This window comes from Streptomyces sp. NPDC046866, from assembly GCF_040704625.1.
GTDB lineage: Bacteria > Actinomycetota > Actinomycetes > Streptomycetales > Streptomycetaceae > Streptomyces.
In genome coordinates, this window is sequence record NZ_JBEYXN010000026.1 from 65501 (window position 1) to 89685 (window position 24185).

The 24185-nt window shown below is 74.8% G+C and carries 13 protein-coding genes; 8 read left to right on the forward strand and 5 right to left on the reverse strand.

Features of this window, described 5'->3' with window-relative positions:
* Positions 1-61 precede the first annotated feature (61 nt).
* Both AB0953_RS29270 and AB0953_RS29275 read right to left on the reverse strand, forming a co-directional pair.
* Positions 62-1345, reverse strand: coding sequence for a serine/threonine-protein kinase (locus AB0953_RS29270; RefSeq protein ID WP_366862579.1), 1284 nt, complete (start codon positions 1343-1345; stop codon positions 62-64).
* Positions 1346-1543: 198 nt separating this feature from the next.
* The gene (locus tag AB0953_RS29275) at positions 1544-3265 is read right to left on the reverse strand and encodes a protein kinase (RefSeq protein ID WP_366862580.1); all 1722 of its coding nucleotides are present in this window, start codon (positions 3263-3265) and stop codon (positions 1544-1546) included.
* A gap of 466 nt (positions 3266-3731) precedes the next feature.
* Between AB0953_RS29275 and AB0953_RS29280 the strand changes: the two genes are divergently transcribed.
* The 6 genes from AB0953_RS29280 (at position 3732) to AB0953_RS29305 (ending at position 14322) form a co-directional block, all read left to right on the forward strand.
* Positions 3732-7241 carry an FtsK/SpoIIIE domain-containing protein gene (locus tag AB0953_RS29280; protein ID WP_366862581.1) on the forward strand — a complete coding sequence of 1170 codons (3510 nt, stop codon included), beginning with the start codon at positions 3732-3734 and terminating at the stop codon, positions 7239-7241.
* A 129-nt stretch (positions 7242-7370) separates the two neighbouring features.
* The gene (locus AB0953_RS29285) at positions 7371-8780 is read left to right on the forward strand and encodes an ABC transporter substrate-binding protein (protein WP_366862582.1); all 1410 of its coding nucleotides are present in this window, start codon (positions 7371-7373) and stop codon (positions 8778-8780) included.
* 99 nt (positions 8781-8879) lie between these two features.
* Positions 8880-10154, forward strand: a complete 1275-nt coding sequence (locus AB0953_RS29290; RefSeq protein WP_366862614.1) for a sugar ABC transporter permease — start codon at positions 8880-8882, stop codon at positions 10152-10154.
* The gene (locus tag AB0953_RS29295; protein ID WP_366862583.1) at positions 10151-10999 is read left to right on the forward strand and encodes a carbohydrate ABC transporter permease; all 849 of its coding nucleotides are present in this window, start codon (positions 10151-10153) and stop codon (positions 10997-10999) included. Before AB0953_RS29290 ends, AB0953_RS29295 begins: the two co-directional genes overlap by 4 nt.
* A 116-nt stretch (positions 11000-11115) precedes the next feature.
* A complete protein-coding gene (locus tag AB0953_RS29300; protein WP_366862584.1) occupies positions 11116-13434 on the forward strand; it encodes a bifunctional glycosyltransferase family 2 protein/CDP-glycerol:glycerophosphate glycerophosphotransferase in 2319 nt (772 codons plus the stop codon).
* Between the two features lie 120 nt (positions 13435-13554).
* A complete protein-coding gene (locus tag AB0953_RS29305) occupies positions 13555-14322 on the forward strand; it encodes an iron-containing redox enzyme family protein (RefSeq protein WP_366862585.1) in 768 nt (255 codons plus the stop codon).
* A gap of 102 nt (positions 14323-14424) precedes the next feature.
* On the opposite strand, the gene AB0953_RS29310 is transcribed toward AB0953_RS29305, so the two are convergent.
* Positions 14425-15072, reverse strand: coding sequence for a TetR/AcrR family transcriptional regulator (locus AB0953_RS29310; RefSeq protein ID WP_366862586.1), 648 nt, complete (start codon positions 15070-15072; stop codon positions 14425-14427).
* A 146-nt stretch (positions 15073-15218) separates the two neighbouring features.
* Here AB0953_RS29310 and AB0953_RS29315 point away from each other — a divergent pair, with 146 nt between their 5' ends.
* Positions 15219-16127: an ABC transporter permease gene (locus AB0953_RS29315; protein ID WP_366862587.1), complete on the forward strand. Its 909-nt coding sequence runs from the start codon at positions 15219-15221 to the stop codon at positions 16125-16127.
* Positions 16120-16902: an ABC transporter ATP-binding protein gene (locus AB0953_RS29320; protein ID WP_366862588.1), complete on the forward strand. Its 783-nt coding sequence runs from the start codon at positions 16120-16122 to the stop codon at positions 16900-16902. Before AB0953_RS29315 ends, AB0953_RS29320 begins: the two co-directional genes overlap by 8 nt.
* A 211-nt stretch (positions 16903-17113) precedes the next feature.
* Here the strand turns inward: AB0953_RS29320 and AB0953_RS29325 are convergent, their stop codons facing one another.
* A complete protein-coding gene (locus tag AB0953_RS29325; protein WP_366862589.1) occupies positions 17114-19003 on the reverse strand; it encodes a protein kinase in 1890 nt (629 codons plus the stop codon).
* A gap of 189 nt (positions 19004-19192) precedes the next feature.
* Positions 19193-24157: an NAD-glutamate dehydrogenase gene (locus AB0953_RS29330; RefSeq protein ID WP_366862590.1), complete on the reverse strand. Its 4965-nt coding sequence runs from the start codon at positions 24155-24157 to the stop codon at positions 19193-19195.
* Positions 24158-24185: the final 28 nt, after the last annotated feature.

Here is a 24185-nt window from a genome sequence, read left to right on the forward strand (position 1 = left end):
CGGGGGGGGAACGGCTCCGCGCAGCGGGGGCATGGGCAGCCCCCGGCGTACGGAGCGCCGGTCAGCGCTTCGGGGGGGCCGAGTGGCCCGGGGTCTTGGCCGGGGGGTCGTCGGAGGCGGCCAGCCAGCCGCCCACCGCCAGGCCCGTGGCCAGGGCCGCCGCCCCCACCGACAGGGCCAGCCGGCGCCGCCGCACCGTGCCGGCGCGGTGGCGGGCGGAGCCCGGACGGTGGCCTCCGGCCGGCCGCGGGACGCGGGCGGTGCCCAGCGCACCCCCGGCCAGCTCGTCCGGCGCCGGCACCCGCATCGAGGTGTGGGTGTCCCGGTTGGGGTCCGTTGCGGAGCCCGGCACCAGCGGGATCGCGCCGCGGCGGCGGACCGGGGCCGCCGGGGCCTCCCCGGCCTCCACCGGCTCCGGCTCCGCATCGTCCGGCTCGTCCACGTCCAGCGGCGGCATGCCGGCCAGCAGCGGCAGCAGGTCCCGCAGCCGGGCCGACAGCTCGGAGGCCCGCAGCCGCGAGGCCGGCCCCTTCGCCAGGCACTGCACGATGAGCTGCCACAGCTCTTCGGGGATGCCCGGGAGCGGGACCACGGTCTCCGTGACGTGCCGCCGCAACACCGCGCCCGGATGCCCGCCGCCGAACGGCGTGAACCCGGCCAGGAGCTCGTACAGCACCGTGGCCAGGGCGTATATGTCGACGGCGGCCCGCGGCGGCAGGCCCTCCACGATCTCGGGGGCGAGGTAGTCCGGCGTGCCGATGATCCGGGTCGCGGGCGCGGAAGCCCGCCCGGCCCCGGCCCCGGGCCCCGCCCCGGCCGGGCCCCCGGCCACCGCCCCGGCCCGCCGCGGCGAGTCGATCAGCTTGGCCACGCCGAAGTCGGTCAGCAGGGCGGGGTGCGCCCCGCCCGGCCCGAGGGGGCCCTGCATGTCGAGCAGGACGTTCTCCGGCTTGACGTCGCGGTGCACGACCCCGGCCGCGTGCGCCGCGGCCAGCGCGTCCGCGACGTCGGCGACGATCGCGACGGCCGCCTCGGGGGCGAGCCGCCGCTCCCGGTCCAGGCGCGTGCGCAGGTCCGTACCGCGCACCAGGTCCATGACCAGGGCCAGGTCGTTGCCGTCGACGACGAGGTCGCGGACGGACACGATGTGCGGGTGGTCCAGGCCGAGCAGCGCGCTGCGCTCCTGGACGAAGCGTCCGACCAGCTCCTGGTCGGACGCGAGGTCCTCGCGCAGCAGTTTGACGGCGACGGGCCCGTCCGGCCCCTCGCCGAGCCACACCGTGCCCGCGCTGCCGCGCCCCAGGATCTGGTGCGCGGTGTACCGGCTGCCGATTTTCCGTGCCACGACTGCTCCCTCAGCGGCTGGCGTACTGGGCCAAAGCTACGCGGCCGAGAGGGGGTTGGACGTCATGGATCGCGGCGACCTTCACTTCTGCGGGCGAAATCACGTGCTGGAAGTCGACAAATCTACGAAGTCGGCGTTCCGGGGTGCCGGACGGACGCCGGTGAGGGCGCCCGGTGAGGGCGCCCGGTTCCGGTGCCGTCAGGGGGTGGCGCCGCTCCCGCCGCCCCCGCCGGCGGCGTCGCCGATCGAGCCGACCCAGTCGACGATGTCGGCGCCCCAGGTCCACACCTGGTCCCACCAGCTCTTCCCGGTGCCGACCCATTCCTGGAGCGGGGTGAACTCCCAGATGAGCCAGCCGGCGATGAAGAACAGCACGATCATCACCAGGCAGCCCTTGAGGCAGCCGAGGCCCGGGATCCGGACCGGGTTGGCGCTGCGGCGGCGCGGTTCGCGCGGCTCCCGCGGAGGCCGCGGCTGCGGCGGCGGGGCCTGCGGGGGCTGCTGCTGCGGGGCCGGCCGCTGCTGCTGGTACGGCTGGGGCTGCGGCGGCGGGGGCGCCTGCTGCGGCTGCGGGTAGTACGGCTGCGGAGGCTGCTGCTGGTACGGCTGCGCGTACTGCTGCTGCGGCGGGTACGCCGGCGGCGGCCCCTGGCGGTACTGCGGGGGCTGCTGCGGGCGCTGCGGCTGCTGGGGCCGCTGCTGCGGCGACGGGGGCGCCTGGCGCTGCGGCCGGCGGCGCAGGGGGTCCTCGCCCGGGTCGAGGTAGTGCATCTGCGTCTGCTCGTTGCGGTCGCGCGCGGCCTGCATCTGCGATTGCCAGGGGTGCGGCTGGTCCGGCCGCTCCACGGGCGGCATGACGGAGGTCGGGTCGGCGTCCGGGACGCCCGGGGCGCCGGTGCTCGGCAGCACGGTGGTGGCGTCGGCGGCGCCGACCGGCGGGAGCACGCTCGTCATGGCGTTCGGGTCGTACGCGTCGGCCGCGCCGGGGGTCTCCGGGACGGGCGCCGGGGAGGGGTCGGGCGCGAGCAGGGCGCCGACGCCGAGGGCGGCCTCGACCTCGGCGGGAGCGCTGTGCACGCCGATGCCGGAGGCGACGACGCGCAGCCCGCGGGCCAGGTTCTCGGCGCTGGGGCGCTCGGTCGGCTCCTTGCGCAGGCAGCGCTCGATGACGATCCACAGCGGCTCGGGCACGTTCGGCGGGCGCTGCGGGTCCTCGCTGAGGTGGCGGTGGAGCACCTCCAGGGCGGTGCCGCCGGCGAACGGCGGTCGGCCGGTCACCAGTTCGTACAGCAGGATGCCGGCGCCGTAGATGTCGACGGCGGAGGTCTGCGGGCGGCCCTCGGCGGACTCGGGGGCCACGTAGGCGGGGGTGCCGACGAACTCGTGGGTGCGGGTCAGGCCCGGGGAGTCGGCGAGGCGGGCGATGCCGAAGTCGGTGAGCATCGGCTTCATCTGGCCGCCGCGCTCGTCGAGCAGGACGTTGGCGGGCTTCAGGTCGCGGTGGACCACGCCGTCGGCGTGGCTGGCGGCGAGCGCGTCCGCGATCTGGGCGGTCAGCAGGGCCGCGGCGACGGGGGTGAAGGGGCCGTTCTGCCGGATGTACTTGTGCAGGTCCGGGCCGTCGATCAGGTCCATGACGAGGGCGAGGAGGTCGCCCTCGACGACCAGGTCGCGGGTGCGGACGATGTTGGGGTGCGTCAGGCGCAGCAGGACGGAGCGCTCGCGCAGGAAGCGCATGACGATGTCGGCGTCCTGGGCCAGCTCCTCCTTGAGGACCTTGATGGCCACGGTCTCGCCGGGCTGGCCCGCGACGGCGGCCTCCGCGCCGGCGGTCTCACGCTGGCGGGCACGCCAGACGGTGCCCGTGGCGCCGCGCCCGAGCGGCTCCTCGAGCAGGTATTTGCTGCCGACTGGCCGCACGTCTCGCGCTCCCTGCTGTCGTCTGTGCACGTGGTTCGTGGTGCGTGGTGCTGGGTGTGTTTTCCGGCCCACTCTAGGGGGTGTCCCTGCGGAAGACGCGGGGTACCGGAGGTTGGTTGCCGCACATATGTCCGAAGAGTGATGTTCGAGGCCTATGCCGCAGGCGTTTTTTCGCTGCTCCGCGGGATTTCGTGCACGTGTGCGTCCGGGTGTGACCGCCCGTTGCGCGGGCCTCGGCCATTCAAGATCATTTATTGGCGGGTCCCGGGCGTGTTGTCCGCGACAGGTGCGAGGATGCACCCGTACGTACGGAACGGCGGGGACGGGAGCCCCGCCGTCCGGGCAGACCTGACCGGACGACGACGCGCCGTGCCGGGTGGGGGGTCGGGCAGGCACCTGCCCCTCCGTACCCAGCCGGGCCCGCGCGCACGCACTGCGCACCGCGCAGAAGGGACCGCTGACGGCGATGCAGATCCGGCTGACCGTCCTCGGGTCGCGCAGCGGCCACCAGACCGCGCCCGCCGGGTGTGACGTGCTCGTCACCGCGCCCCCGGGGACCGCGCTGGCCGCGGTGGCCTCCGGGCTGGCGGCCGCCGCCGGCGGCCCGGACACCGGTGGCACGGTCGTGCTGTACGCGGGGGCCGAGCGGCTCGACCCGCAGCGCGCCCTGCTCGGGGAGCCGCCGCTCGTCGACGGTGCGGTGCTGGGGCTGCACGGGCCCGTGCCGGACGCCGCGCCCGACGCGGCCGAAGGGGTCGCCGCCGCCGGGGCCCGACTGCACGTGGTCGCGGGGCCGGACGCGGGCGGGGTGCACCTGCTGCACCCGGGCGCGATCCGGATCGGCCGCTCCGCCGACGCGGACGTCCCGCTGGACGACCCGGACGTGTCCCGGCTGCACTGCGCGGTGACCGTACGGGAGGACGGGCGGGTCGCGGTGGCCGACCTGGAGTCCACGAACGGCACGACGGTGGACGGCACGCAGGTGGGCACCCGGCCGGTGGCCCTGGACCCGGGCGCGCTGCTGCGCGTCGGCGAGACCACGCTGCGGCTGGCCGCGGGCTCCCCGGGCCGCCTCCCGACGGCCCCCGACCACGAGGGCCACCTCTGCCTCCCGGCGCACCCCCGGCCGGACACCGCGCCCCGCCCGGCGGCCCCCGCCCCCGCCCGCCCGCAGGGCCCCGCCGGTCCCGCCGGCCCGGCCCCGCGCCCGGGCCTGGCCGGCCCGGCCGGCTTCGGCATCCCGGTGCAGCCGGGGCCCTCGGGCGCCGCAGAAGCCGGCGCACGCCCCGGGACGCACCCCGGCGCGGGCCCGTGGGGGCCGGCCGAAGCGGACCGGGCCGGTGCGGCCCGGCCGGCGGGGGCCGGGATCGCCGGAGCGCGGGGCGGTCCGGCGGGCCACGGCGGCGGATCCCGGCAGGGCGCGGCCGCGGGCGGCGGCGTACCGGGAGAGGTTTTCGGCCCCAGGGACGGCGGCGCCGGGGACGGCGGCTCCACCACCGGCGGTCCGGACGCGGCCGGCGCGGCCGGAGCCGCGGGCGCTCCCGGCCGGTCGGGAGCCGCCGCGGGCGGGCACGGCCCGGCGGGAGCCCCCCTGCCCGGTCCCGGCTCGGCCGCAGCGGCCGCTGGCGGAGGCTTCTCCGGCGCGGTGTGGGCCGCCGCGGGCGGGCTCGGCGCGGCCGGAGCCGCCGCACCCGGTCCGAGCGGCGCCGCAGCGGCCGGCCCCCTCGCCGGCGGCCACGGCGCGGGCGGGCACGGCCCCGGCGAGCACGGCTCCGGCGGCCACGGCGGCCACGGCCCCGGCGGTGCGGCCGCCGATGCCGTCGGCCCCGCGGAGCCGCCCTCGGCCGCAGACCGGCCGCAGGGCCGGGCCGGCGGCATCCGGCGGCGGGGCGGGTTCGGGGCCTGGGCCCGGCGGTGGGTCCGGGGCGAGACCGGGGCGGAGGAGGAGCTCCCGGGCGGCGGTCCGGTGGCCGCCGTGCCCGACGTGGACGATCCGGCGGCGCTGCTGCTGGCCGCCCTCGGGCCGACCCCCCGGCTGTGGTCCCGCGAGCCCGGCCGGCTCGAGGTCGGACTCGGCGCCGGCAGCCGCGTCGCGCTCCAGGACGTCGGCGCGCTCGGCATCGCCGGCCCGCGCCCCCGCCTGGCCGGGGTCGCCCGGTCCGTGGTCGCCCAGCTCGCCGCCCTGCACGCGCCGGCCCAGCTGGAGATCGTCCTCATCAGCAGCGACCGGGCCCGCCCCGTCGAGCAGCGCCGCGAGGACTGGGCCTGGCTCGGCTGGCTGCCGCACGTGCGGCCCGCGCACGGCCAGGACTGCCGGCTGCTGCTGGCGTACGACACCGAGCAGGCGGCCGCCCGGGCCGGGGAGCTGACCCGCCGCCTGGAGGAGGGCCCCCTCGGCGCCCCCTGGGCGGGCGCCGACCGCGGGGCGGTCCGCGAGGCCGCCGCCGCGCACCGGGGCCCGTACACGCTCCTGGTGCTGGACGGCGATCCGGGCACGGCGGCGCTGCGCGAGCTGACCGGCCGGCTCGCCTCGCACGGTGCGGCGGCCGGGATCCACCTCCTGGTCCTGGCCGAGACGGCCGCGGCCACGCCCGCCTCCCCGCTCACCGAGACCTACGAGGCCGCCGCCGCGGCCACCCCCGCCTTCCGGGACTGCGGGGCGGCCGCCCTGCTGAGCGGGGAGGTCGCCACGACCGTGCGCACCTTCGCCGTGACCGGCGGGCGCCCGGTGACGCCCGGCACCACCGCCACCGCGGACGCGGTCTCCGCGGCCTGGGCCGAGCGGTTCGCCCGGGCCCTGGCCCCGCTGCGGGCCGAGCCCGCGGGGGGCCCGCAGCGGTCGGCCGCCGCGCTGCCGGCCACGGCCCGGCTCCTGGACGAGCTCGGGCTGGCCCGGGCCACGCCGGCGTCGCTGATGGCCCGCTGGGCGGCCGCCACGGACGAGAGCCGGGCCGTCGGCGGGCTCGTCGAGCTCGTCCTCGGCAGCGGGCGCGGCGGCCCGGTCGGGGCCGAACTGGTCCACGACGGCCCGCACCTGCTCGTCGAGGGCCCGGCGGGCAGCGGCCGCACCGAGCTGCTGCGCGCGATCGCGGCCTCGCTGGCGGCCGCGGCCCGGCCCGACCGGCTGGGCCTGGTCCTGCTCGACGGCGCGGGCGGCGAGCGGGGCGACGGGCTGCTGCCCGCCGCCGAGCTGCCGCACGTGGCCGCCCACCTGGTGGCCTCGGACCCCGTGCGCATGCGGGAGTTCGCGCAGGCCCTCGGTGCCGAGCTCAAGCGGCGGGCGGAGCTGCTGGAGGGGACGGCCTTCGCCGACTGGCACGCGCAGGGCGCCCGGTCCGACCGGATGGCGGCGCCGCGCCCGCCCGCCTCCGGCGAACACCTCGGCGGCGGCGAGCTCGATCCGCCGCGCACCGGAACCCTGCGGCTGCGCGCCTCCGCCGTGCGCACCGAGCCGGCCGCCGGGCCGAGCCCGCTGCCGCGCCTGGTGGTGCTGGTCGACGACTACGACGCCCTGGTCGCGCCCGCGTTGGGCAGCGCGGGCCGCCCCGCCGCCGGCTCGGTGGTGCGTGCACTGGAGGCGGTGGCCCGCGACGGGGCCCGGCTCGGGGTGCACCTGGTGGCCGCGAGCGCCCGCCCCGACCGTACGGCCGACACCGAGCTGGCCCGCTCGGGCCCGCTGCGCGTCGAGCTGGACGCCCCGGACCAGCCGGGCCCCGGCCGCGGCCGGCTCTGCTTCGCCGACGGGCGGACGGTCCCGTTCCAGGGCGGGCGGGTGACCGGGCGGATCCCGCGGACGGCGACCCTGCGGCCGACGGTGGTGCCGTTGGAGTGGGACCGGATGGGTGATCCGCCGGCCCGCCGCCCGGTGCGCGAGCTCGGCAACGGCCCGACGGACCTGGCCCTGCTGGCCAGCGCACTGGACCGCGCCTCGCACCTGGTCTCGGCGATACCCGTGCCGTTCCCGGCGGCGCCCTGACGCAGCCGGGCCCGGCGCCCGCCGCGCCGCCGCGGGGGCGGTGCGGCCCGGCGAGGCGGTATTGCGGGGGTGCGCGGCTCGGCGTAGACCTGTGGGTCAGGTCACACCACGGGAATCGGGGGCAGAGCCATGCGCAGCAGGCCCGAAGCGAGCCGATCGAAGAACCGCAGGAAGGGGAGCCGGCACAGGGGCGGGGGCCCCGCCGCCTGGGCGGCGCTGGCGGCCGCGGGCGTCCTCGCGCTGAGCGCGTGCGGGGACGGCGGCGGCAACGGCACGAAGGGCAGCCCGCCGACCTCCGGCGCCTCCGACGCGCAGTCGGTGGCCTTACCCCGGCTGGACGGGGAGAAGCTGGAGGTCGCGGCGGTCTGGACGGGGCCGGAGCAGGCGAACTTCACCAAGGTGCTGAGGGAGTTCGAGAAGCGGACGGGGGCCACCGTCACGTTCGTCCCGGCGCAGGACCCGATCGTGACCTTCCTCGGTACGAAGATCGCGGGCGGCCAGCCCCCGGACGTGGCGCTGCTGCCGCAGGTCGGCGCGCTGACCGCGGCGGTGCAGAACAAGTGGGCGCAGCCGGTGGGCCCCGAGGCCCGGGCGCAGCTCGACAAGAACTACTCGGACGGCTGGAAGAAGCTGGGCGCGGTCGACGGGACCCAGTACGGGGTGTACTACAAGGCGGCCAACAAGTCGCTGATCTGGTACAACGCCAAGGCCTTCGAGGCGGCCGGCGTGCAGCCGCCGAAGACCTGGAAGGAGTTGCTGACCGCGGCCGACACCCTGTCCGCGTCGGGCACCCCGGCGTTCTCGGTGGCCGGTGCGGACGGCTGGACGCTCACCGACTGGTTCGAGAACATCTACCTCTCGCAGGCCGGCCCGCAGAAGTACGACCAGTTGGCGAAGCACCAGATCAAGTGGACGGACGACAGCGTCCGGCAGGCGCTGACCACCTTCGGGGAGCTGCTGTCCCGCAAGGACTTCCTGGCGGGCGGCCCGAGCGGGGCGCTGGCGACCGAGTTCCCCAAGTCGGTGACGCAGACGTTCACCGGCGGCGACCGGCCGGCGGCGGCGATGGTCTTCGAGGGCGACTTCGTGGCGGTGAACATCGCGCAGACCAAGGCGGAGATCGGCAAGGACGCGCTGGTGTTCCCGTTCCCGGCGGTCGGCGAGAAGGAGCCGGTGGTGTCGGGCGGCGACGTGGCGGTCGCGCTGAAGCCGTCGAAGGGCGCGCAGGCGCTGCTGACGTTCCTGGCGTCGCCGGACGCGGCGCGGATCCAGGCCCGTGCGGGCGGCTTCCTCTCCCCCAACAAGGCGGTGGGCCCGGACGCTTACCCCAACGAGATCCAGGGCCGCATCGCGCAGGCGCTGATCAAGGCGGGCGACGACTTCCGCTTCGACATGTCCGACCAGGCCCCGGCGGCCTTCGGCGGCACCCCGGGCGCGGGCGAGTGGAAGGCGCTCCAGGACTTCCTGGCGAACCCGGGGGACGTGGCGGGCACGCAGGCCAGACTGGAGGCGGACGCGGCCAAGGCGTACGGGAACTGAGCCGTGGCAGCCACGGCCGGTAGGGGCACCGGTACGGCGGCGGCCGCGCGCCCGGCCGCCGCTGCGGATCCGCGCGCCCGGCAGGAGCGGCGGCGCCGGCTGGTCGCGGCGGCGTTCCTCCTGCCGGCGCTGGTGCTGCTGGGCGCCCTCGTCGTGCACCCGATCGGGTACTCGCTGTACCGCAGCTTCTTCGACCGCTCCGGCGACACCTTCGTCGGAGCGGACAACTACGCGCAGATCCTGCGCGACGACGCGATCCGCACGGCCGTGAAGAACACGGCGCTGTGGGTGGTGCTGGCCCCGGCCACGGCCACCGCGCTGGGCCTGGTCTTCGCGGTGCTGACGGAAAGGGTGCGCTGGGGCACGGCGTTCAAGCTGCTGGTCTTCATGCCGATGGCGATCTCGATGCTGGCGGCGGGCATCATCTTCCGCCTCGTCTACGACCACGACCCCGACCGCGGCGTCGCCAACGCGGTCTGGGTCGGCGTCCACGACACCTTCGCCCCGGCCTCGGCGTTCCCCAAGGCCCGCCCGGGCCGGGACTCGCCGCTGGTCCCGGAGCAGGGCGCCGCCGCGGGCGGCTTCACCACCCGGGAGCCGGTACGGGCGGGGGTGCCGGTGCTGCTGCCGCTGGTCGGGGTGGCGCCGGAGGCCCTGCCCGAGGGGACCCGTACGGCAAGGGCCGCGCCCGCGGAGCCGGGGAAGGTCACGGGCACGGCCTGGCAGGACTTCACGCGGGGCGGCGGCGGCCGTACGAACGCGGTCGACCCGGCGGAATCCGGCTTCGCCGGGATGCGCGTGGAGGCGGTCAAGGACGGCCGGGTGGTCGATGCGGCGACGACCCGGGCGGACGGCACCTTCACCCTGTCCGCGAAGGCCGACGGGGCGCTGCTGCGGCTGCCCGCGTCGAACTTCAAGGAGCCGTACGCGGGGGTGGAGTGGCTCGGCCCGGCCCTGGTGACCCCCTCGGTCATCGGGGCGTACGTGTGGATGTGGGCCGGGTTCGCGATGGTGCTGATCGGGGCGGGACTGGCTGCGGTGCCGCGGGAGCTGCTGGAGGCGGCGCGGGTGGACGGGGCGAACGAGTGGCAGGTGTTCCGCCGGGTCACGGTGCCGCTGCTGGCGCCCGTCCTGGCGGTGGTCCTGGTGACGCTCGTCATCAACGTGATGAAGATCTTCGACCTGGTCTTCGTGATCGCGCCGGGCTCGGTGCAGGACGATGCGAACGTGCTGGCCCTGCAGCTGTACCGGACCTCCTTCGGCACGGATGCCGACCAGGGGCTCGGCAGCGCCATCGCGGTGCTGCTGCTGGTGCTCGTGGTGCCGGTCATGCTCTACAACATCCGCCGGATGCGCCGGGAGGCGGGCCGATGAGCTGGGTGCACACCGCTGCGGCGAAGGCGGCCGGCGGGGCCGTGCGGGTCTTCCTGGTCTGCGCGGGCCTGTTCTGGCTGCTGCCCACGATCGGCCTGCTGGTCTCCTCCTTCCTCGATCCGAGCGCGTTGAGCGAGGGCGGCTGGTGGCAGGCGCTGACGGCCCCGGCCCGGCTGACCACCGGGAACTACGAGCGGCTGCTCGCCGACCACACCATCACGAGTGCGCTGCTCAGCACCGTGGCCATCACCCTGCCGGCGACGGCGCTGGTCCTCGTCCTCGGCGCGTTCGCCGGGTACGCCTTCGCCTGGCTGGACTTCCCGGGCCGGGACTGGCTGTTCCTGGTGGTCGTCGCCCTGCTGGTGGTGCCGGTACAGGTGGCGCTGATCCCGGTCTCGGAACTGTTCGGCGCGGTCGGCCTGTTCGAGACGACCGCCGGGGTGGTGCTGTTCCACACCGCGTTCGGGCTGCCGTTCTCGGTGTTCCTGCTGCGCAACTTCTTCGCGCAGATCCCGCGGGAGCTGCTGGAGGCGGCCCGCCTCGACGGGGCGGGCGAACTGCGGCTGTTCGCGCGGGTGGTGCTGCCGCTGGGCGGGCCGGCGATCGCCTCGCTGGGCATCTTCCAGTTCCTGTGGGTGTGGAACGACATGCTGGTGGCGCTGGTCTTCGCGGACTCGGCGCACCCGCCGATCACGGTGGCCCTGCAGCAGCAGGTCCGGCAGTTCGGCAACAACATCGATGTGCTCGCGCCGGGCGCGTTCCTGTCGATGGTGGTGCCGCTCGTGGTGTTCTTCGCGTTCCAGCGGCAGTTCACGACGGGGGTGATGGCCGGCGCGGTGAAGTGACGCTAGCGCTGACGCTGACGCTGACGCTGTGTAACCCGTTTGCCGCATGCGGCGTAACCCGATCGCCACGCCGGGGGTTCCTGGGCAAAGTGCCCGCGCCGACCCCTGGATGTGCCGTGCCCCGGTTCAGCGTCATCGTGCCCGCGTACAAGGTTCAGGCGTACCTCCAGGAGACCTTGGACTCGGTCCTCTCGCAGGACTGCCCGGACCTGGAGCTGATCGCCGTCGACGACGCCTCCCCGGACGCCTGCGGGGCGATCATCGACGAGTACGCCTCCCGCGACCCCCGGGTCACGGCCGTGCACCTGGCACACAACCTGGGCCTGGGCCCGGCCCGCAACGCGGGCCTGGCCCGGGCCACCGGCGAGTACCTGGTCTTCCTCGACGGCGACGACACCCTCGCCCCCGGCGCCCTGCAGGCCATCTCCGACCGGCTGAAGGACACCGGCTCCCCCGACGTCCTCGTCTACGACTACGCGCGCGCCTTCTGGACCGGCGAGCTGGTCCGCAACCGGCTCGCGCACCGCCTCAGGGAGGACGGCCCGGCCAGCTTCCGGCTCGCCGACCGCCCCTGCCTGCTGGGCATGCTGATGGTGGTGTGGAACAAGGCCTACCGCCGCGAGTACGCCGAGCGCGAGGGCCTGTCCTTCCCGACCGGCCTGTACGAGGACACCCCCTGGACGTATCCGGCGCTGCTGGCCGCCGAGTCGATCGCCGTCCTGGACCGGGTCTGCGTGCACTACCGGCAGCGGCGCACCGGCTCGATCCTGACCACCACCAGCCGCCGCCACCTGGACGTCCTCGACCAGTACGAGCGGGTCTTCGGCTTCCTGGCCACCCGTCCGGAACTGGAGCGGTGGCGGCCGGCCGTGCACCGGCGGATGGCCGAGCACTTCTGCGCCGTGTACGCCGACCCGCGCCGCCTGCCGCGCGCGGCCCGGGCGGAGTTCTTCGCCCGGGCCTCGGTGCTGCTGCGCCGGCACCGGGCCGCCGGCTCGCCGCCGCTGCCGCTGCCGCTGCCGCTGTCGCGCACGGACCGGATCCGGCACGCCTTGATGCGGCTCGGCGTGCGCCGCACCTACCGCACCCTGTCGGTGCTGCGCGCGGCGGCCCTGGCGGCGGGCGGCGGCGCGCGGTCGCTGGGGCGGGGGCTGCGCGAGAGCGCGCTGCGCCTGCACTACCGCATCCAGCGGCTGCTGCCGCTGTGGCCGGAACTGGCGGTGTTCTCCGCGTACTGGCACGGCGGCTACGCCTGCAACCCGGCGGCGATCGAGGCCAAGCTGCGCGAGCTCGCGCCCGGGATGCGGACGGCGTGGATCTGCGACCCCCGCCACGCGGCGACCCTGCCGCCGCAGACGACCCTGCTGCGGCCGGGTTCGGCCGCGTACTGGACGGCGCTGGCGCGGGCCACGTACCTGACGACCAACGTCAACTTCGACCGGTCCCTGGTCAAGCGCCCGGGCCAGGTCCTGCTCCAGACCCAGCACGGCACCCCGCTCAAGCGGGTCGGCCTGGACCTCCAGGACCGCCCGGCGGCCACCCCCACGGCGGATTTCGAGGGCCTGCTGCGCGGCGCGGACCAGTGGGACTACCTGCTGTCCGCGAACCGGCACTCGACCCTGGTGTGGGAGCGGGCGGTGCCGGCCTCGTACACGACGCTGGAGTACGGCTACCCGCGCAACGACGCCTTCCACCGGGCCACCGGGCAGGACGTGGCGGAGCTGCGCGAACGCCTCGGCATCCCGGCCGGCTCGACGGCGATCCTGTACGCGCCGACCCACCGCGACTACCGGCGCAGCCGGCCCGAGCACCTGGACTTCGAGCGGGTGCTGCGGGACCTCGGCCCCCGGTTCACGCTGCTGGTGCGCCGGCACCTGACGTACGCGGAGGCCCCCGACACCCCGGGGGCGGCTGCGCCGGTCCTGCGCCACCCGCGGTTGATCGACGTCTCCGCGCACCCCTCGGTGGAGGAACTCTGCCTGGCGTCGGACGCGTTGGTGACGGACTACTCCTCGCTGATGTTCGACTACGCGGCGCTGGACCGGCCGATGGTGATCCACGCGGACGACTGGGAGGCGTACGAGGCGGCCCGCGGCACCTACTTCGACCTGCGCTCGTGTCCGCCGGGCGCGATCGCCCGGACCGAGGACGAGCTGGTGGACATCTTCGCCACCGGGCACTGGCGGGGCTCGCGCTCGGCGCAGCTGCGGGCGGCGTTCCGGGCGCGGTTCTGCACCCACGACGACGGGCTCGCGGCGGAGCGGGTGGTGCGCCGCGTCTTCCTGGGACAGCCGTCGCTGGTTCCGCCGGTGGTTCCGCTGCACGAGCGGCGGCCGGCGCCGGCTGCGGGTTCGGCGACGGGGCCGGCGGGCGGATCTCCCCTCGCCCCTGGGCCCACGCTGGCCCCGCTGACCACTCCCGGGCTGTGGCCCTAGCCGGGCCGTCTGCCCTTCCGGTTAATACGCCAGCGGAGCGTCTGCTTCTGCGCCACTATGGGAGCGCCTTGCCCTGTGATCGACCGTCGGGCGTCCCCACACGGAAGAGGTGTTCTCGTCATGGCGTTGACCGCTCCCTGGAACGCGGAGTTAGCCGGCAGGCTCGTCGAATCGAACTTCGTCCAATGGCAGTACGGTGCACGTTTCCTGCCCGCCGAGGCCGTCCCCCTGCATCCGGTGGTGGAGGAGGCGAGCCGGCTGGTCCCCGAGAGCGGGGTGGAGCGGCACCGGTTCTTCGAGATCGCGGCGGGATCGCGGCCCGCGCTGGAGTTCTGGGTGTCGCAGGAGCTGTTCGTCACCGGGGTCTTCGCGCAGCTCCTCAGCCTGACCGGCAGCGCGCTGGTCAACGTCCACCAGCGGGCCCGTTTCAACCTGGTCCTCCATGGGGAGCACGGAGGCGTGAAGGACGGCGTCGCACGGGCCTCCCACCCCTGGCTGCTGCACCGCCTGGCGCACAGCATGGGGATCGCGCCCGACTCCGTGACGCCCGCGGAACCGACCTACGACTTCCTGCGGGACCTGGCGTCCGCGATGGGCTCCCCGGTGGCGGCCCTCGGGGCGCTGGGCGTGGGCAACGAGCAGATGCTCGTCCCGGAATACGGCGCCGTCAAAAGGGCATTCGAAAGCGCGGCGCCCGAGGTCGAGCACGGTGAATTCCTGAACGCCAACATCGACGAGGACACCGAGCATTCGGCTCTGATCGCGCACATAGCCTCCGAGCTGATCGCACACGACCCCTCGCTGGCCCAGGACTACCTGTCCGCGGCCCGCAGCTCTGTTTCCGCGCGCATGCGCTACTACGACAGGCTGGCCGATCTGTTCCTCTGACCGTCCTTCCCGTCCCTCTGGTCTCTCTTCTCTTTCTGCTCTTCCCTTGTTCTCTCCGGCGGATCCAGTTCCGCTCCTACGACCCGTCGCAAACGCGTGGGCTCAGCCGCGGGCGGACGTCAGGCCCGCCACCACGGCTTCGGCCAGTTCGTCGAGGTAGGCCGGCGGGGCTTCGTCGCGCACCACCACCTGCCGCCAGTACAAGGGGCCGATCGCCAGGTCCAGCGCCCGGCCGGGGTCGGTGCCCGGGGGCAGCTCGCCGCGCGCCACGGCGTCCGCGACGATGCCCTGCGCCATCCGCAGCTCGCCGTCGAGCAGGGCGCCGCGCACGGCGTCCCCGAGCTCGGGGTTGCGGGCCGCCTCCACGAGCAGGTCGGGGATGACCGCGGAGGCCACCGGGTGGCGCAGCAGGTGCGACATCACCTCCAGCAGGGCCCGTACGTCCCCGTGGAGGGAGCCGGTCGCGGGCACGGGCAGGCCGTCCGCCGCGAAGGCCTGCACCAGGTCCAGGACCAGGTGCAGCTTGGACTTCCAGCGCCGGTAGACGGCGGTCTTGCCGACGCCGGCGCGCCGGGCGATCCCCTCGATGGACATCCGCGAGAACCCGACCGCGGCCAGCTCGTCCAGCACCGCGGACCGGATCGCCGCGGTCACGTCCTCGCGCAGCACGGCGGCCCCGGCGGGGGCGCGGCGGGCGGGGGCCGGGTCGGCGGCGGGGGCGTCGTCGGGAGTGGAGGCGTCCGTGGTCATGGACAGAGCATAGCCGCGCACGCCGACCCCAATCCGTCACGACGATACGGTTGCGTTCCGTCGCAGTGGGCCCTAACCTCGCCGTAGCGACGATACGGTTCCGTCCCATCGCCCCCCGACGCCCGACCCCGTCGAAAGCGGCCCCTGTGACCCCACCGACCCTGGCTCCCGCAACGGCGCCCGCCCGCCCCACCCCCGCCGAACTGGCGGCCGCCCACGGCCTGACGGTCAGCGGCGCCCGCCCCCCGCTGCCGGCCTACGTGCGCGGCCTGTGGGAGCGCCGCCACTTCGTGACCGCGTACGCCACCGCCCGGATGCAGGCCACGTACAGCACGGCGAAGCTGGGCCAGGTCTGGCACCTGGCCACCCCGCTGCTGAACGCCGCCGTCTACTACTTCATCTTCGGGATCGTCATGCACGCCAGCCACGGCGTGCCCGACTACCTGCCGTTCCTGATCACCGGCATCTTCGTCTGGGACTTCATCGGCAGCTCGGTCAACGCCGGCACCCGCGCCGTCCACAGCAACCTCGGCCTGGTCCGCGCCCTGCACTTCCCGCGCGCCAGCCTGCCCCTCGCCTCCGTGGTCCAGCTCTTCCAGCAGCTGCTGGTCACCATGGGCGCGCTGGTCCTGCTCCTGCTGGCCTTCGGCCAACTGCCCTCCCCGTCCTGGCTGCTGGCTCTCCCCGTCCTCTTCCTCACGGCCGTCTTCTGCGCGGGCTGCGCCATGGTCATGGCCCGCATCGGCAGCAAGAGCCCGGACGTCAGCCAGCTGATGCCGTTCGTCCTGCGCACCTGGATGTACTCCTCCGGCGTGATGTGGTCCATCGACGGGATGCTGAGCCAGGACCAGGTGCCGCACTGGGTGGTCCTCGCCCTGAAGACCAACCCGGCGGCCGTCTACATCGACCTCATGCGCTACGCCCTGATCGACAGCTTCCACGCGCACGCCCTGCCGCCCCACGTGTGGGCGATCGCCGTCGGCTGGGCCCTGCTCGCCGGCGTCGGCGGGTTCGTCTGGTTCTGGAAGGCAGAAGAGGAGTACGGCCGTGGCTGACCCCACCGCAACCGCCGCCCGCGTCCCGACGGTCATCGCCGACGACGTGCACGTCGTCTACAAGGTCCATTCCGGCGGCCGCAAGGGCGGCGCCACCGCCGCGCTCAGCCGGATCGTCTCCCGCAAGCCGGCGCCGGGCGTGCGGGAGGTGCACGCCGTGCGCGGGGTCTCCTTCACCGCGTACAAGGGCGAGGCCATCGGCCTCATCGGCACCAACGGCTCGGGCAAGTCCACCCTGCTGGCGGCCATCGCGGGCCTGCAGCCGGTCGCCCGCGGCAAGGTCTACTCCCAGGGCCAGCCGTCGCTGCTCGGGGTCAACGCCGCCCTGATGAACGATCTGACCGGCGAGCGCAACGTCATCCTCGGCGGTCTGGCCATGGGAATGAGCAGACGGCAGATCCGCGAGCGCTACCAGGACATCGTCGACTTCTCCGGCATCAACGAGAAGGGCGACTTCATCTCCCTGCCGATGCGCACGTACTCCTCGGGCATGGGGGCCCGGCTGCGCTTCTCCATCGCCGCGGCGAAGGACCACGAGGTCCTGATGATCGACGAGGCCCTCGCCACCGGTGACGCGGCCTTCCAGCGCCGCAGCCAGGCCCGCATCGAGGAACTGCGCGCACGGGCCGGCACGGTCTTCCTGGTCAGCCACAGCCTCGGCACGGTCCGCGAGACCTGCGACCGGGCGATCTGGCTGGAGTCGGGCACCCTCCGCATGGACGGCCCGTCCAAGGAGGTCTGCGACGCGTACGAGTCCTACACCCGCGGCACCTGACGCCCCCGCCCATCCAAGCCCAACGCTCGCGGCGCCGCACCAGCCCCGCCGGCGCTCGCGGCGCCGCTCCAGCCCCGCCGGCGCTCGCGGCGCCGCTCCAGCCCCGCCGGCGTTTGAGGCGCGGGGGCTCGGGGGCAGAGCCCCCGCAACGGCGCGTCACCCGCATCACCGCAACCGGCGGCGCCTCACCGCACGGCAACCCGGCGGCGCCTCACGGCACCCGCCACTGCTGGGCCTTGCTGCCGGAGACGCAGGCGACCACCGTCAGCTGCTGCCCGGGGCCGTTGTCGGTCAGGCAGCCGCCCTGGAAGGCGATGTCCTTGATGAGGTAGGCGCCGGTCCCGGCAACCCGCTCCAGGTTCCACCACACGCCTCCGCCGCCGCCGAGCTCGGCGCGCACCGTGTCGCCGAACTGCGTCAGCGCCCGGCCGAGGTACGGGCCGCTCGGGGAGCAGGCGCGGAAGGACTCGTAGTTGCTCCGCTCGTACACCCAGCCCAGCGCCGTGGTCCCGCCCATCACCACCTTGGTCCCGGCGGCGGTGCTGTTCGACGCCAGGCCGACCTTGAGCCCGTCCCCCACGTTGGTGATCGCGCCCCACACGCCGGCGCCGCATCCGGCGGGCGGGGCGGACCCGGAGCCGCCGCCCGCGCCGCCCGGGGTGCCGCCGCCGCCCTGCTGCCCGCCGCCGGAGGGGGTGCCGCCGCCCGACGGCGTGCCGCCTCCCCCGGAGGGGTTCGTGGTGCCGCCCCCGCCGGCGGCACCGCCGCCCGGGGTGCCGCCGCCCCCGGGTCCGCCCGGCGCGGGGCCGCCCACGGCGCCGCCCTGCGCGGCTGCGGGATCCTGGCCGGGCCCGGGGGCCGAGGGGGCGGACGGGGTGCCCTGCGCAGCGCCCGGGGTGGCGGAGGCCCCGGGCACCTGGCCGGCGCCGCCGGAAGCCGCGGGTGCGGCCACCGACGGGGAGGGCCGGCCGCCGGCGCCCGCCGCGTCGGCCTCCTTCGCCCACGGGGCGATCTGGAAGACGGTGACGGCCACCGTCGCCGTCACGCACACCGAGACGGCGACCGGCACGACGACCCCTTCGGGGACGCCCAGCCGCTGCCACCACTTCCTCCGCCCGGAAGCCCCCGCCGCACCCGCCCCGTCCGCCGCACCGGCCCCGCCCGCCCCGTCCGCCGCGGCGGCCCCCGCCGGCCCGGCCACGCCCGGCCCCGCCGGGGCGTCCAGCTCGCCGAGCGGCCGTCCGGCGGCCGCACGGCGCGCCGCGGCGGCCATCACCGAGGCGTCGGCGTACCGCTCCTCGGGCCGCTTGGCCAGGGCCCGCGCCACGAACGCGCGCACCGGCTCCGGCAGGGCCTCGGGAAGGGCGGGCGCGGGCTCCCGGACGTGCTTGAGCGCGATCTCGACCACGGACTCGCCGGTGAACGGCGGCTCCCCGGTGAGCAGTTCGTAGACGACCACGCCCATGGAGTACAGGTCGGAGGCCGCGATGGCCCCGAGCCCCTCGGCCTGCTCCGGGGCCATGTAGAGGGCCGTGCCGAGCACGGCGTGGGAGTCGGTGATACCGGTGCTGGCCGCACTGGAGCGCGCGATGCCGAAGTCCGTCACGGTCACCCGGCCGTCGGGGCCCAGCATCAGGTTCGACGGCTTGATGTCGCGGTGCGTCACGCCCTGGAGGTGTGCCGCGTGCAGCGCGTCCAGGGCCTGCCCGGCGATGTCGAGCGCCTGCTCGGGCGGCAGCGGACCGGACTGCGCCCGGACCTCGTTCAGGGGCCGCCCCTCGACGAGCTCCATGACGATGTAGGCGACCTGCTCACCGGACTCGATCGGGCTCTCGCCGTAGTCGTGGACGTCGACGATGCCGGGGTGGCTGAGCGAGGCGAGGACCGTGGCCTCCCTGCGGAACCGCGCCGCGAACGCCGGGTCGTCGAGCAGCGCCGGGAGCAGGACCTTGACGGCGACCTGCCGCCGGAGCACGGCGTCGTCGGCCCGCCACACCTCGCCCATCCCGCCGCCGCCGATCCGCTCGGTCAGCGTGTACCGGTCCCCCAGGACCGTGCCCCGTCCCCACATGCGTGTCCCCCGCAGCGCCAGCTGTCCCATGGTCCGTACAAGTGCAGCCGGACTCAGGGTACTTGGGGCCGCGCACCGCCGCCCCACCCGGTGCGCTCCCTGCCCCGGCCCCAGGCCCCGGCCCCCGCCCCGGCCCAGCCCCCGGCCCGCCGAAACGGGAAGGCCCCGGCCCCCGGAGCGGAATCCGGGGGCCGGGGCCTCGTGCGGTGGGGCCGGGACTCAGGCGTGAGCCCTCAGCAGCGACCGCATGGTCCGCATCGCCACGGACAGGTTCGCCAGGTCGAAGTCGTCCGACCCGCGGATCTCGTCCAGGGTCGTCCGCGCCCGGCTGATGATCGCCGCGTTCTTCTCCTCCCACGCCTTGAACCGCTCCTCCGGCGTGGAGTCCCCGTTGCCGGCCGCCAGCACGTCGGCGGTCAGCGCGGCGTGCGCCGCGAACAGGTCCTCGCGGATGGAGGCACGGGCCATGGACTGCCACCGGTCCGCGCGCGGCAGGTCGATGATGCGGTCCATCAGCTGGGTGATGTCGAGGCGGTCGGCGAGGTCGTAGTACACCTCGGCGACACCGAGCGGGTCGACACCGGTGCGGTCGGAGATCGCGACGATGTCCAGCGTCGGGAACGCCGACGAGAACCCGGCGACCTTGGCCGCCAGCTCCTCCGGCACGCCCTCGCGCGCCAGCTCGTCCAGCACCAGCTGGTACCACTCGAGGTCCGCACCGCGCACCAGCTTCGGCAGCTCGCTCCAGACCTGCGCGACCCGGTCGGCGAACAGCTCGATGGTCTCGGTGATCTGCAGCGGCTGCGGCCGATTGTTCAGCAGCCAGCGCGTGCCCCGCTCGACCAGGCGCCGCGAGTGCAGCCGCACCCGGGTCTGGACGTCGGCCGCGACCTTGTTGTCCAGCGCCTCGACCGCGTCCCACACCTCGGCCAGGCCGAAGATCTCGCGGGCCGCGAGCTGCGCCCGGACGATCTCCTCCGTGGAGGCTCCGCTCTCCTCGCGCAGGCGGTGCAGGAAGGTCGAACCGCCGGTGTTGACGGTGTCGTTGACCAGGACCGTGGTGATGATCTCCCGGCGCAGCGCGTGGGCGCCGACCTGCTCGGGGAACCTCTCGCGCAGCGCCGCCGGGAAGTACGCGTCCAGCAGACGGCGCAGGTACGGGTCGTCCGGCAGCTCGGTGGCGATCAGCTCGTCCGCCACCGTGATCTTGGTGTAGGCCAGCAAGACGGCCAGCTCCGGCTGGGTCAGGCCCTTGCCGCTGCCGAGCAGCTCGCGGACCTGCCGGTCGGAGGGCAGGAACTCCAGGCTGCGGTCGAGCAGTCCGGCCTGCTCCAGGCGGCGCATGAACCGCTGCTGCGCGTGCAGCAGGCTCGACGCCTGGGCGACGCCGTTGGCCAGGGCGACGTTCTGCGCGTAGTTGTTGCGCAGCACGAGCCGGCCGACCTCGTCGGTCATCTCAGCGAGCAGCGAGTTGCGCTGCTTGAGGGTCATGTCGCCGTCGGCGACGACCGCGTTGAGCAGGATCTTGATGTTCACCTCGTGGTCGGAGGTGTCCACGCCCGCGCTGTTGTCGATGGCGTCGGTGTTGACCTTGCCGCCCTCGCCGCCGGCGCCGACGCGGGCGAACTCGATGCGGCCGAGCTGGGTCAGGCCCAGGTTGCCGCCCTCGCCGATGACCTTGGCGCGGACGTCGGCGCCGTTGACGCGGATGGCGTCGTTGGCCTTGTCGCCGACCTCGGCGTGCGTCTCGGTCGTCGCCTTGACGTAGGTGCCGATGCCGCCGTTCCACAGCAGGTCCACGGGGGCGTGCAGGACGGCCTGCATCAGCTCGGCCGGGGTCATCTTGGTGACGCCCGCCTCGATCCCGAGGGCCTCGCGCATCTGCGCGTTGACCGGGATGGCCTTCGCGGAGCGCGGGTGGATGCCGCCGCCCGGGGACAGCAGCGCGGTGTCGTAGTCGGCCCACGAGGAGCGCGGCAGCTCGAACAGGCGCCGGCGCTCGGCGTAGGAGACGGCCGCGTCCGGGTTCGGGTCGATGAAGATGTGCCGGTGGTCGAAGGCGGCGACCAGGCGGATGTGCTCGGAGAGCAGCATGCCGTTGCCGAAGACGTCACCGGACATGTCGCCGACGCCGACGACGGTGAAGTCCTGGGTCTGGGTGTCGTGCCCGAGCTCGCGGAAGTGCCGCTTGACGGACTCCCAGGCGCCGCGGGCGGTGATGCCCATGCCCTTGTGGTCGTAGCCGGCCGAGCCGCCGGAGGCGAAGGCGTCGCCCAGCCAGAAGCCGTAGGACTCGGCGACCCCGTTGGCGATGTCGGAGAAGGTCGCGGTGCCCTTGTCGGCGGCGACGACGAGGTAGGTGTCGTCCTCGTCGTGGCGCACGACGCCCTGCGGCGGGACGACCTCTCCGCCGACCATGTTGTCGGTGATGTCGAGCAGCGCCGAGATGAAGATCTTGTACGAGGCGATGCCCTCGGCGAGCCACGCGTCGCGGTCCACCGACGGGTCCGGCAGGTTCTTGGCGACGAAGCCGCCCTTGGCGCCGACCGGCACGATGACGGTGTTCTTGACCATCTGCGCCTTGACCAGGCCGAGGATCTCCGTACGGAAGTCCTCGCGGCGGTCGGACCAGCGCAGGCCGCCTCGGGCGACCTTGCCGAAGCGCAGGTGGACGCCCTCGACGCGCGGGGAGTACACCCAGATCTCGAAGGCCGGGCGCGGGGCGGGGAGCTCCGGGATGGCCTGCGGGTCGAACTTCATCGACACGTAGGAGTGCTGCTCGCCGTCGGCGCCGAGCTGGAAGAAGTTGGTGCGCAGGGTGGCCTTGATCAGCGTGAGGAAGGAGCGCAGGATCCGGTCCTCGTCGAGCGAGGCGACCTGGTCCAGGGCCCCGTCCAGCTCCTCCAGCATGGCGTCGATGAGCTCGGTGCCGGCGGACTGGCGGCCGGGCGACATCCGGGCCTCGAAGAGCGAGACCAGCAGCCGGGTGGTGTGGACGTTGTTGCGGAGGGTGTCCTCCATGTAGTCCTGGCTGAAGGTGGAGCCGGCCTGGCGCAGGTACTTGGCGTACGCGCGCAGGACGACGGCCTGCCGCCAGGTGAGCCCGGCGCCGAGCACCAGGGTGTTGAAGTTGTCGTTCTCGGCGTCGCCGCGCCACACGGCGGCGAAGGCGTCCTGGAAGCGCTCGCGGGCGTCGTCGCCGAGGTAGTTGTCGCCGTTGGCCGGGACGGGCATCCGCAGGCCGAAGTCGTAGATCCAGGCGTTGCTTCGGTCGCTGCAGCGCAGCTCGTACGGCCGCTCGTCGGTGACCTCGACGCCCAGGCGCTGCAGGACGGGCAGGACCGCGGACAGCGAGACCTGCTCACCGGTGCGGTAGATCTTGAAGCGGCGCTCGCCGGGGCCGGCGCCCACGGGCTCGTACAGCGACAGGGCGAAGTCGCGGTCGCTGGCGGCGAGCCGCTCCAGGTGGACCAGGTCGGAGACCGCGGCGCGCGGCGTGTGGTCGGCCTTGTAGCCCTCGGGGAAGGAGCCGCCGTACTTGCGCAGCAGTTCGGCGGCGCGCTCCTCGCCGAGCTCGGCGGTCAGTGCCTCGCCGAAGCCGTCGGCCCAGGAGCGGGCGGCCTCGACCAGGCGGGCCTCGACGCGCTCGACGTCGGCGTCGGTCAGCGCGGGCAGCCGGGTGCCCTGCGGGACGCGGACGACGAAGTGGATGCGGGAGAGGATCGACTCGGTGTTCCAGGCGGTGAAGTCGACGCTGGTGCCGCCGAGCTCCTCCTTGAGGATGTCCATCAGCCGCAGCCGGACGCCGGTGGTGAAGCGGTCGCGCGGCAGGTAGACGAGGGCCGAGTAGTAGCGGCCGTACTCGTCCTGGCGCAGGTACAGCCGCAGCCGGCGGCGCTCCTGCAGGTACAGGACGGAGGTGGCGATCTCGCGGAGCTTGTCGACCGGGGTCTGGAACAGCTCGTCGCGCGGGTACGTCTCGAGGATCTGCAGCAGGTCGCGGCCGTCGTGGCTGGACGGCGAGAAGCCGGCGCCCTCCAGGACCTCGGCGACCTTGCGGCGGATGACCGGGACGCGGCGCACCGACTCGGTGTACGCGGCGGAGGAGAACAGGCCGAGGAAGCGGCGCTCGCCGACGACGTTGCCCTCGGCGTCGAACTTCTTCACGCCGACGTAGTCGAGGTACGAGGGGCGGTGCACGGTGGCGCGGCTGTTGGCCTTGGTCAGCACCAGCAGGCGGTGCTCGCGGGCCTTGGCGCGGGCGTCGGCCGGGAGCCGGTTGAAGGACGGCGAGACGGGGTGGGCGTCCTCCTGGCCGTGGTGGACCGGGTCGGAGCGCAGGATGCCGAGGCCGGTGCCGGGCACGGCGGTCAGGGCGTCGCCGTCGACGAGGTTGTACTCGCGGTAGCCGAGGAAGGTGAAGTGGTCGTCGGCGAGCCAGCGCAGCAGCTCGCGGGCCTCTTCGCGCTCGTACTCGTGGAGGTCGGACGCGCAGGGCTCGTTCGGCAGCTCGTCGGCGATGCGCAGCGCGGCGTCGCGCATCTTCTCCCAGTCCTCGACGGCCTCGCGGACGTCGGACAGGACGCGCTGGAGGTCGCCGGTGATCTGCTTGAGGTCGGCGCGGTCGGTCTCGCGGTCGATCTCGACGTGGATCCACGACTCGACGAGGGAGTCGTGGGGGCGCGCGGTCCGCGGGCCGTGGGCGTCGCAGTCGGGGCCGAGGATCTCGATCAGCTTGCCGGTGATGTCGCGGCGGACGACGACCTGCGGGTGGATGACGACGTGGATGCCGCGGCCCTGGCGGGACAGCTCGTTCGTCACGGAGTCCACGAGGAACGGCATGTCGTCGGTGACCACCTCGACCACGGAGTGGCTGGAGGTCCAGCCGTTCTCCTCGACGGTCGGCGTGTGCACGCGGACGTTCGCGGTGCCCTGCGGGCGGTTCTCGGCGAGCCGGTAGTGCGAGAGCGCCGCCCCGAAGACGTCGACCGGGTCCCGGTCCAGGAGGTCCTCTGGCGCGGTGTGCAGGTAGTAGCGCTGGAGATAGGAGAGCGTCGTGTCCCGGTCGGGGCGCTCTTCCTGCTCGGCCCCAGTCGGAAGAACCCCCCCGGCCGGGCTGTGCTCAGCTACCCGGGCCGCCCGCGCGAGCAGCTCGGCCTTTGCTTCGTCCAGCTTGGTCTGCATGTCCTCTGGCTCCTGTCGCGCGCCATTG